This is a genomic window from Pseudophaeobacter leonis, from assembly GCF_002087335.1.
GTDB classification, from domain to species: domain Bacteria; phylum Pseudomonadota; class Alphaproteobacteria; order Rhodobacterales; family Rhodobacteraceae; genus Pseudophaeobacter; species Pseudophaeobacter leonis.
In genome coordinates this window covers 1-9,372 of sequence record NZ_MWVJ01000080.1, presented here as the reverse complement: position 1 = coordinate 9,372, position 9,372 = coordinate 1, and the positions used below count along the sequence as shown (strand labels likewise).

The 9,372-nt window shown below is 57.4% G+C and carries 7 protein-coding genes and 3 pseudogenes; 8 read left to right on the top strand and 2 right to left on the bottom strand.

Annotated features, from left to right (window positions below; genetic code table 11):
- Positions 1-158: 158 nt before the first annotated feature.
- From B4968_RS17350 to B4968_RS17345, 3 genes and pseudogenes are all read left to right on the top strand, one after another.
- Entirely contained in the window at positions 159-1,919 is a 1,761-nt protein-coding gene (locus B4968_RS17350; protein WP_083100670.1) for an AMP-binding protein, read from the top strand.
- A 327-nt stretch (positions 1,920-2,246) separates the two neighbouring features.
- A complete protein-coding gene (locus B4968_RS25875) occupies positions 2,247-2,489 on the top strand; it encodes an MHYT domain-containing protein (RefSeq protein WP_162843577.1) in 243 nt (80 codons plus the stop codon).
- Positions 2,490-2,495: 6 nt separating this feature from the next.
- Positions 2,496-4,303, top strand: a pseudogene (locus tag B4968_RS17345) (bifunctional diguanylate cyclase/phosphodiesterase).
- Positions 4,304-4,442: 139 nt separating this feature from the next.
- Here B4968_RS17345 and B4968_RS25865 read toward each other — a convergent pair.
- Both B4968_RS25865 and B4968_RS17335 read right to left on the bottom strand, forming a co-directional pair.
- Positions 4,443-5,726: a sensor histidine kinase gene (locus B4968_RS25865; protein WP_338153303.1), complete on the bottom strand. Its 1,284-nt coding sequence runs from the start codon at positions 5,724-5,726 to the stop codon at positions 4,443-4,445.
- A 120-nt stretch (positions 5,727-5,846) separates the two neighbouring features.
- Positions 5,847-6,509, bottom strand: a pseudogene (locus tag B4968_RS17335) (winged helix-turn-helix domain-containing protein); the annotation flags it as partial.
- 157 nt (positions 6,510-6,666) lie between these two features.
- Between B4968_RS17335 and B4968_RS17330 the strand changes: the two are divergent.
- The 5 genes and pseudogenes from B4968_RS17330 to B4968_RS26240 all read left to right on the top strand — a co-directional run.
- Positions 6,667-7,551: an ArnT family glycosyltransferase gene (locus B4968_RS17330; RefSeq protein ID WP_083100669.1), complete on the top strand. Its 885-nt coding sequence runs from the start codon at positions 6,667-6,669 to the stop codon at positions 7,549-7,551.
- Positions 7,552-7,556: 5 nt separating this feature from the next.
- Positions 7,557-8,213, top strand: coding sequence for a hypothetical protein (locus B4968_RS17325; protein ID WP_139792883.1), 657 nt, complete (start codon positions 7,557-7,559; stop codon positions 8,211-8,213).
- A pseudogene (locus B4968_RS26245) lies at positions 8,213-8,455 on the top strand (glycosyltransferase family 2 protein); the annotation flags it as partial. The gene B4968_RS17325 and the pseudogene B4968_RS26245, both read left to right, overlap by 1 nt.
- Positions 8,442-9,221 (top strand): glycosyltransferase, encoded by a 780-nt coding sequence (locus B4968_RS17320; protein ID WP_241525821.1) that lies wholly within the window; start codon positions 8,442-8,444, stop codon positions 9,219-9,221. The pseudogene B4968_RS26245 and the gene B4968_RS17320, both read left to right, overlap by 14 nt.
- Positions 9,222-9,372, top strand: a 151-nt coding sequence (locus B4968_RS26240; protein WP_420916544.1) for a GtrA family protein, incomplete at its 3' end; no start/stop codon positions are given.

Sequence of the window (9,372 nt, the reverse complement as noted above, 5' to 3'; positions counted from 1 at the left end):
CGGTGGTCTGCCCGCCATGAGCCTGCCTTGTGGCCTGCTGGAAGGGCTTCCGGTCGGCATGATGCTGGTCGGGCCGAACTATGGCGAGATGAAAATCTATCAAGCAGCGCATGCGTTTGAGCAAAGCGGCGACTGGCGGACAATGTGAGGAACCCAGCATGTCAATTCTGAATGAAAGCCTGGCGCACAGGTTGGGATCCGCACAGCAACAGCGCGGCAGACCCGACACTGCGACGGGTTCAGCCCCGGTTGATGGCCAGTCCTACGTCAAAGGCAGCGCTGATCAGGAGCTGAGATATATCACCATCCCCACCTTGTTGCGCGAAGCGGTGTCGCGCTTTGGTCCAAGAGAGGCGCTGGTCTTTCAGGACACCGGTAAGAGGTTGAGCTATTATGACTTTGACCGTGACGTTGATGCGCTTGCATCGGGGTTTCTGGCCTTGGGGCTGGAAAAGGGCGATCGCATCGGGATCTGGTCTCCCAACCGCTATGAATGGGTTTTGACGCAGTTTGCCACGGCCCGCATTGGGTTGGTCTTGGTCAACATCAACCCCGCCTATCGTCTGGCAGAACTGGAATACGCGCTGAACAAGGTCGGCTGCAAGGCGCTGGTGCTGGCGCAGCGGTTCAAGACCTCGGAGTATCTGCAAATGGTGCAGCAGCTTGCGCCAGAGCTGGAGCGCGCCGAGCCGGGGCGACTTAATTCCGCAAAGCTTCCCCGGCTTAAAAGCGTGATCGTGATGGCGGATGAGGCCGCGCCGGGAACATTTAGATTTGACGAGGTGAAAACCCTCGGCGGGCCTGCCCAGCAGTTGCGTCTGGCGGCGATTGAGGGCACGCTCCGCCCGGACGATGCGATCAATATCCAGTTCACCTCGGGCACCACAGGTGCTCCAAAGGGCGCCACACTGTCCCATTACAACATCGTCAACAATGCCCGTTTTGTTACCGAACGGATCAAACTGACAGAGGCCGACCGCCTGTGTATTCCGGTGCCGCTGTATCATTGTTTCGGGATGGTGATGGGAACCCTTGGGGCTGTCAGCAAAGGCGCTGCGATGGTTTTTCCGGGAGAGGGTTTTGAGCCAGCCGCAACGCTGGCGGCCCTGTCAAAGGAACGCTGCACCGCTGTTTACGGTGTGCCCACAATGTTCGTTTCCATGCTGCAGGAGCTTGCGCAAAACCCGGTCAATCTGGCCTCTCTGCGCACGGGCATCATGGCGGGGGCTCCGTGTCCAATTGATGTGATGGAGCGGGTGACGTCCCAGATGAACATGCAGCAGGTGACGATCTGCTATGGCATGACAGAAACCTCGCCCGTCTCGTTCCAAAGCCTCACGGATGACCCAATTGACAAGCGCTGCGCCACGGTGGGGCGGATCCATCCGAACCTCGAGGTCAAAATCGTCGACACTGTGGGACAGATTGTTCCGGTCGGCACGCAGGGAGAGCTTTGCACGCGCGGCTATTCCGTGATGAAGGGCTATTGGGATGACGCGGCGCGCACGCGTGATGCGATTGTGGATGGCTGGATGCACACCGGCGATCTGGCTACTTTTGACGCTGACGGATTTTGCTCTATCGTTGGTCGTGTCAAGGATATGATCATTCGCGGCGGCGAAAACATATACCCCAGAGAGATCGAAGAATTCCTCTGTCGCCATCCGCAGATCGCAGAGGTTCAGGTCTTTGGCATTCCGCATGAAACGCTTGGGGAGGAGGTCTGTGCCTGGGTTGTGACAAAGATAGGTGAAGACCTCTCCGACGCGGCGGTGCGTCAGTTCTGTCAGGGCCAGATTGCCCACTATAAAATACCCAAACACGTGCGGATCGTAGATGAGATTCCGATGACCATCACAGGTAAGCCGCAAAAGTTCGTGATGCGCGATAAGATGGCGGAGCTGCTGCAAGCCAGATGACCTCGCATAACCAATTGCTCCCGCAAAACCAATGATGTCTTGCCGACCGTTCGCGTCTTCTTAGAGATTCGTCGCCGCAAAGCCCTGCTTTATCTCGCGCTTTTAATCGGGGGGACGCAGCCTTTTTGTCGTCTAGACACGATGGAGGCAGGCGCAGAAATCACCGCATTGTATAACAACGTCGGCCGGTCGTTTTTCTGCTGATTGTCTTTTGAAAGATTAGAATTATTTGCAATTTCTTCCATAGTAGGGGGTGAATTGCGATTGGTTTATTAATTGTTCAACGGGACAATCGACTGGAATTCATACGGCCCGAGGACTTGGTTCATGTATCGACTATTGGACTGCATTGCCCAGGAACATATTTATGGCCTGGTTGCGGTGGCGGCTTTTATTTGCGTCATCGGCTCGGTGCTCTCCACGCATATGTCCGCCCGTTTGACCCAATGGAAGGGCAGGCGCCGCCTTGTGCAGCTGCCTCTGGCTGGTTTGATTACCGGGGCTACGATCTGGTCGACCCATTTTATTGCGATGCTTTCCTATAACCCAGGCTATGCGCATGGCTATTAGCCGGTCATGACCGGTGTGTCGCTCCTGGTTGGGGTGTTGGGCGCGCTGGCGGCCAACGCTGGATTGGCCTATGGACGCAGCCGGTATGCAGCCCACATGGCGGGGGCGATTTTTGGCCTGAGCGTCACTGCGATGCATTACACTGGCATGAGCGCCTATCTGTTGCCGGGTACGATTGTCTGGAGCCTGCCGCAGCTGCTGGCTTCTGTCCTCTTGGGCGCGGGGTTTGGGGTCGTCAGCTACGGGTTGATTGCCAAACGCCTCGGAGGAATAGCCGGGCGGATCTGGCCTGCAGCTGCTATGGTTCTGGCGATCTGCCTGATGCATTTCACCGGAATGAGCGCGATCGAAATCCGGCTCGACTCTTCTGTCGTGGTGCCACCTATGGCTATTTCGGATACCGCTATGGCGATGCTTATTTTTGGTGTGACCGGGGTCATCCTGCTGATTGCCATGGCCTCCGCCAGCATTGAGGTCAACCTCGAAGGGGAGTCGCGCTCCCAACTTGACCACGCGGCCCTGCAAGACCCCCTTACCAGGATGCCCAACCGCATGTCGCTGACCCGTAAGATGGATGCCCTGGCGATGCAGCTGGCCGAGGACGATGCCGCGCGCGCGGCGGTGCTGACGATAGATCTCAATCTCTTTAAGGAGGTCAACGCTCTGCACGGCCACGCCATGGGGGATGCGGTGTTGCGCCGGGTGGCGCTGCGTTTGTGCAGGCAACAGGGCGAGGGCGACTATATAGCCCGGGTTGGGGGCGATGAATTTGTTGCCATAAAACGAGGGTTCGGTTGCATTGAAGAGGTGCAGAGCTTTGCCGAACGGCTGCATGCGGCCATTGTGGAACCTATCGACCTGGAGGACGTCTCTTTACGTGTCGGGGCATCCATCGGCATTGCCACGACACTGGAAGACGGGCGGGATGCGAACCAGTTGCTGCATAAATCGAATGTGGCAATGTACCGTGCCAAGTCGGAAACAGACAGGCCAATCTGCCTGTTCGACGCGGAAATGGACCGCCGCAGCCGAGACAGGACGCAGCTCGTGCATGACCTGCGTCAGGCGCTGCAAAACGACGAATTCGAACTGGTATATCAACTCCAGAACACCCTGAAAACATTGAAGCCGGAGGGATTCGAAGTGCTCCTGCGCTGGAACCACCCGACGCGCGGGCGGGTGTCACCGGGCGAGTTTATCCCGGTGGCGGAGGAAACCGGCCTGATGCGCGACATCGGCGCCTGGGTTCTGCGGGAGGCCTGCCGCGAGGCTGCGCAATGGGATCACCCCTATAGCGTTGCCGTCAACGTGGCCCGCAGCAGCTGGTGCAGCAGGCGTTTCTGGAAAACGTGATGGATAATTTGTTTGAAACCGGCCTGGCCCCGGAGCGCCTGGAGCTGGAAATCACCGAGGCCAGCATTATCCACGACCAGGCGCAGACGCTGAAGGTGATGCACAGGCTGAAGGCGCTGGGTATTCGTATCGCCATGGATGATTTTGGCACCGGGTATTCGTCGTTGTCGATGTTGCAGACCTTCCCCTTTGACAAGATCAAGATTGACCGCAGCTTTGTGCAAGACGTGCATAAGAACTCGCAGCGTGCCGCCATTGTGCGCTCTACGCTGCTGCTTGGTGCTGCCCTGGACATTCCGGTCCTCGCCGAAGGGGTCGAGGTCGAAGATGAGCTGCGCTTCCTGCGGGCGGAAAATTGTACCTCGGCCCAGGGCTTCTACTTTGGTCAGCCCATGAGCCGAGAGGACATGCGCCGGATAGCCTGCAAACTGCCGCAGGATGGCGAAGAAAACGCCGCATGACCCTTTCAGAGTGACCTGCGTGTTTGGCCTTGCTCTGCGCGCGTATGTGCTCCGGCCTGGGATATGCAGACAACCTGGGGCATGCAGGCAAAATCCCCGTCTGGATGGAGCGTTTCCATACGAGAGGCAGGGCTTTGGGCTAAAGGCTGCCCTTTGGAGGCGCTGTGAACACTATTGAGACTGTCAGGCCAGGATTGCCGTCCGTCAGGGATAGTTTCGCATCATGAAGATCCGCCACTGCTTTTACCAGGCTCAGCCCAAGCCCGTTGCCGGAGGTCGTTCGGCTCTTTTCTAGCCGGTAAAATCTGCGTAGTACTTTTTCTTTTTCCTCGGCAGGAATTCCCGGACCATTATCGCAAACAACAAAAGTGATCGTTGCATTGTGCACCTCTAGCCCGACCTGGATCTGCGCGTCGCCTGCGCAATGGCGCAGGGCGTTTTCAACGACATTTGCCATCATCTGAGTTAAAAGCTGCCGGTCACCTGATATCGTGACGGGCGGGGGGACGGCTGTAAACGTCAGGCTCTGTCCCTTTTCCTCGGCAACCGCGCCGTAGGCATCTTCGATCCGGGCCAGAACAGAGACGAGATCAACCTGGCAGAAGTTTTCTCGCCGCGCACCCGCTTCGATCTGTGAGATCCGCAGCAGGGCGTGAAAGGTCTCGATCAAATCATCGGCCGCATCAATTGCTTCATAGACAGCCGTTGCCTGCAGCTGTGGCAGGTCCGGGGATTGGCCAATCGCCTCAAGCCTTTGCCGTAAGCGCTGCATTGGCGTGCGCAAATCATGCGCGATATCGGCGGATATCTGGTTCTGGCTTTCAACCATGTTTTGCAAATGACCAATGGTTTTGTTTATCTCGGCAGAGAGCTGCGTCAGATCATCTGCAGTACCGGACTTCAGAGGAACCCTGGCTTCAAGATTGCCCTTGGCAACGTCCTGAAGTGTGGTGGAGATCTGCACCAACCTGTGTTCTGTCCGGCGGCCCACAGCGACGCCAGCACCAGCGCCGACAAGCAGAACAATCGCAAAACCGATCAGCAAGCCGCCGCCCAGCCCTTCGAGCAGCTCGGTCACAAAATAGGTGCTGGTGCCCAAAATCAGGGTATGCGCACCAAGCGAGATATTGCGAAGAATGTAGCCGGGGGACTCATTCTCATCCGGCCCCGTAACCTCAATCGAGGCAGCGTCTAGATACCCGGAGGCCCCGGACCCGTTGATCCGCGCGATATTGCCGGCAAGATGCGCGCCCTTGACATCCTGCAGCAGAAAAATCCGGTGATCTTCGAAATTGAAATCACCAAGTCCGGAGAGCTGTGCTACGACCGCCTCCAGTCCTTTCTCCTGGTACAAATGGGTGTAGGCGGTCTCTTCCTCGAGCAGCTGTTCCTCAATCCATTTGGTGATTTCATAGTCGGCCATCTGATAGGCCATCACAAAGACCAATGCGGTAACCACCGAATAAAGCAGTGCAAAGCGCAGCGACAGACGCACCGAGGTCGAGCGAAAAATACGGGAGAGTTTCAGAACCTTACCCATGTGCAGACTATATCCTGATCCACGAATGGTGTGGATCAGCTCTGTCGCAAAGGGTTTGTCGATCTTGTTGCGGAGCCGACTGATATGGGTTTCAACCACGTTGGTTTTCGGGTCGAAATGAAAATCCCAAACGGCTTCGAGAAGCATGGTCCGGGTCAGCACCCGGTCGGCATTGCGCATCAGATATTCCAGCAGGCTGAACTCCCGGGGCTGCAAATCAATCGGGGTGTCGCCGCGCATCAGCGTTCTGCGGATCAAATTCATTTCCAGGTCAGCGACACGTAAAACGGTCTCTTCCGTCTTGAGCGGCGGACGCCTGGTCAGGGCATTCAGGCGCGCCGAGAGCTCATGAAACGAAAACGGCTTGACCAGATAATCATCAGAGCCAGCCTGCAGCCCATCAACCCGGTCGTTGATACCGTCCATCGCGCTCAGGAACAGGATCGGCGTCTCGACACCGGCGCCGCGCACAGATTTAATCAGCGTCAGCCCATCCAGTCCCGGCAGCATCCGGTCAAAGACCATGACGTCATAATCGTTGTCCAACGCATTGAGAAATCCCTCTTTGCCATCGGCGCAATGGTCAACCACATGGCCCTGTGCCTTTAGACTGGAGGTGATGTACTCGGCCGTTTCAATATCGTCTTCAACAACAAGGACACGCAGTCTGGTAGGTTCCGTAAGTGGGGGACTGATCCTGGGATACTGTAAGTTTCGATAAGATCAAGCCATCCAGAGATTACGGATTGGTATAGTTCCGACAAGGCTCAGGTGATCTAAGCCAAACTATGCCTGCCCTGCGAAACAAGCAGGACGCAAGAATATGACGACAGTCGAAACCCTCCCGGCGGCGACATGCAAACGCCATTTCAACGGGGTATTGCCCTATTCCGGTCGCGATCTCCAGTTGACGCCCACGCTGCGGCGCGTGCTCTACATGGCTCTGAGCGCCTTTTTGTCGCTGCGAATTGTGGCGATGTTTTATTTGCCTCTGACCGACACGACCGAGGCGCGCTATAGCGAAATCGCGCGCAAGATGGTGGAAACGGCCAATTGGATCACCCTGCAGTTCGACTATGGCGTGCCGTTTTGGGGAAAGCCGCCTCTGCATACCTGGCTTTCTGCCCTTGGGATGCAGCTGTTTGGCACCCATGAGGCCGCTGCGCGTCTGCCGATCCTTTTGGTCTCGCTTTTGCTGCTGGCGGTGCTCTGGGTCTGGCTGCGCGGCATCATTGGGCGCAATATCGCGCTGGTCTCTGTGACTGTTTTGATGTCCCCGGTCCTGTTCTTTGGGGCCTCGGCCTTTGTGATGACCGATATGCCAATGACCCTGGGGACAGTGCTGGTCATGGCCGGGTTCTGGTCTGGCGCCTGCCGCGAGACGCCAAGCCGGGCCTGGGGCATGCTGGTCTTTGTCGGGCTGGCGGTTGGACGGCTGGCCAAGGGGCCGGTTACCGTTGTGCTTTGCACAATTCCGCTGTTTTTGTGGCTGGCCCTGGGGGGAAACTGGGGCGCGCTCAAACACCTGCCATGGGGGCCGGGCCTGGCGCTGGCAACCCTGATGGCGGCTCCCTGGTATATCGCGGCCGAGATCGCCACCCCTGGGTTTTTGCACTACTTCATCATCGGCGAGCACTGTAACCGGTTCGTGGTCTCTGGTTGGAGCGGCATCTTTATGGCTCGGCCCATGTGCAGCCCAAGGGGATGATTTGGGTGCTGTGGCTGCAGGCAGCTCTGCCCTGGAGCGTTGTGCCGATCCTGTTTGCCTGGCGGGCGCGCAGCACGCTGCAGTCGTTTGCACAGGACCGGTCTGGCTGGTTGCTGTACCTGCTGGCCTGGGCCCTGGCGCCTTTGATCCTGTTCACCCCTGCTGCCAATATACTCGCGGCGTACACTCTTCCCGGCCTGCCTGCGGCTGCAATCCTGATGACTGTGCTTGCAACCAATCAGGGCAGCCCAAAGCCAGGGTTGGGGCAAAAGCCGGGTTTCAGCCAAAAGATGGGATTTTTCACAGCAATCAGCGCGATCTTTGTGCTGTTTGCAGCCTTTGTGGCGGGGCTGGTGTTTGTGCCGGATCGCATGCCCCTGAAAACTCATAAAGCGCTGATTGAGGCCGCATGGGAAATCGATCCTGATGCCGCGATCTACACGGTGTCTGGGCGCAGCTATTCCGCCGAATTCTACAGCCTCGGCGCGGCTGAACCCGTGGAGGTCACAGCCTTGCCCTCGCTGCTGTCAAAGCCACAAGCCGCAGCACTGGCGGTGCCCAATCGTCTGGTGCCGCAGCTGAACAGCCCGCAATTGCAAAACCTTGGCCAATTCGGACGTAATACCCTGCTGTTCAAGCCGGAAACGGGAGGGGCAAACTGATGGGAAACTTTCGCGCCATAACGCCTGACATCTTTGCCAGCCTGGCGCCCGCAGAGGTCTCTGTGTCAAGGGTGCCGGATCTGTCTTTTGTCATTCCGGCCTACAATGAGGCAGACAGTATCGTCGAGACCCTGAGACGCGTCACCGCGCGTGCCAAAATGCTGGTGACCTCTGCCGAGATTATCGTTGTCGACGATGGCAGTGCTGATGCGACGATAGAGAATATCATTGCGCATCAGTGGGATATACCTGTTTCTGTCCTCCGGCTATCGCGCAATTTTGGTAAGGAGCAGGCGATTATGGCTTGGCCTGCAACGGGCCACCGGACAGGCCGTTGTCATTCTGGATGCCGACCTGCAGGAGCCGTTGCATTATCTGGATATGATGCTGGCGCATTACCGGGATGGCTACGAGATGGTCTATACCGTGCGCGCGCACCGCATGGACGAAAGCTGGCTGAAACGTGTGTTCACCAAAGCGTTTTACACATTCCTGAATTATGGCAGCGATGTAGAGGTGCCCGCAGACACGCGTGATTTTCGCCTGATGGACCGCAAGGTGGTTGACGCTCTTTGTGCTTTGCCCGAGCACAACCGATTTATGAAAGGGCTGTACAGCTGGGTTGGCTTTCGCAGTGTTGCGGTGGCGATTGAGCTGGAACCCCGCCAGGCTGGGGCGTCGAAATTTGGCTTTCGCGGGCTCTTTAAACTGGCAATGACAGGCGTGACATCCTTTACGGACTGGCCCTTGAGGATGTGGACAGCAATTGGCACGACACTGGCATTTATGTCTATTCTGTACGGGCTTTTCATTGCGGCGCGAACGCTGATCTGGGGACATGATCTTGCGGGGTGGTCCACACTGGCGGTGGCCATTTTCTTTCTGGGTGGGGTGCAGCTGATCTCTATCGGGGTTCTGGGGGAATATCTGGCGCGGGTGTTTTCCGAAGTGAAGGGACGTCCCGGCTATCTTCTGGCGGAAGAAATCACAGCCGGGGGCGCGGAGTAGATGTCGCTGCAGGTCTCGCGCTTTGTTTTGGTCGGGGGAGCCTCCACCCTGGCCCATATGGGCATTGCCGCCCTTCTTGTCCTGCAGGGATTGGCGCCGCTTGTTGCCAATCTGGTTGCGTTTCTGGGCGCCTTTTTCCTCAGCTTCACCG

Bases quoted from the DNA above. Each gene is read 5' to 3' on its own strand.
- B4968_RS25865 (WP_338153303.1), bottom strand. From the start codon at position 5,726: ATGGCCGACTATGAAATCACCAAATGGATTGAGGAACAGCTGCTCGAG.
- B4968_RS17350 (WP_083100670.1), top strand. From the start codon at position 159: ATGTCAATTCTGAATGAAAGCCTGGCGCACAGGTTGGGATCCGCACAG.
- B4968_RS17330 (WP_083100669.1), top strand. From the start codon at position 6,667: ATGACGACAGTCGAAACCCTCCCGGCGGCGACATGCAAACGCCATTTC.
- B4968_RS25875 (WP_162843577.1), top strand. From the start codon at position 2,247: ATGTATCGACTATTGGACTGCATTGCCCAGGAACATATTTATGGCCTG.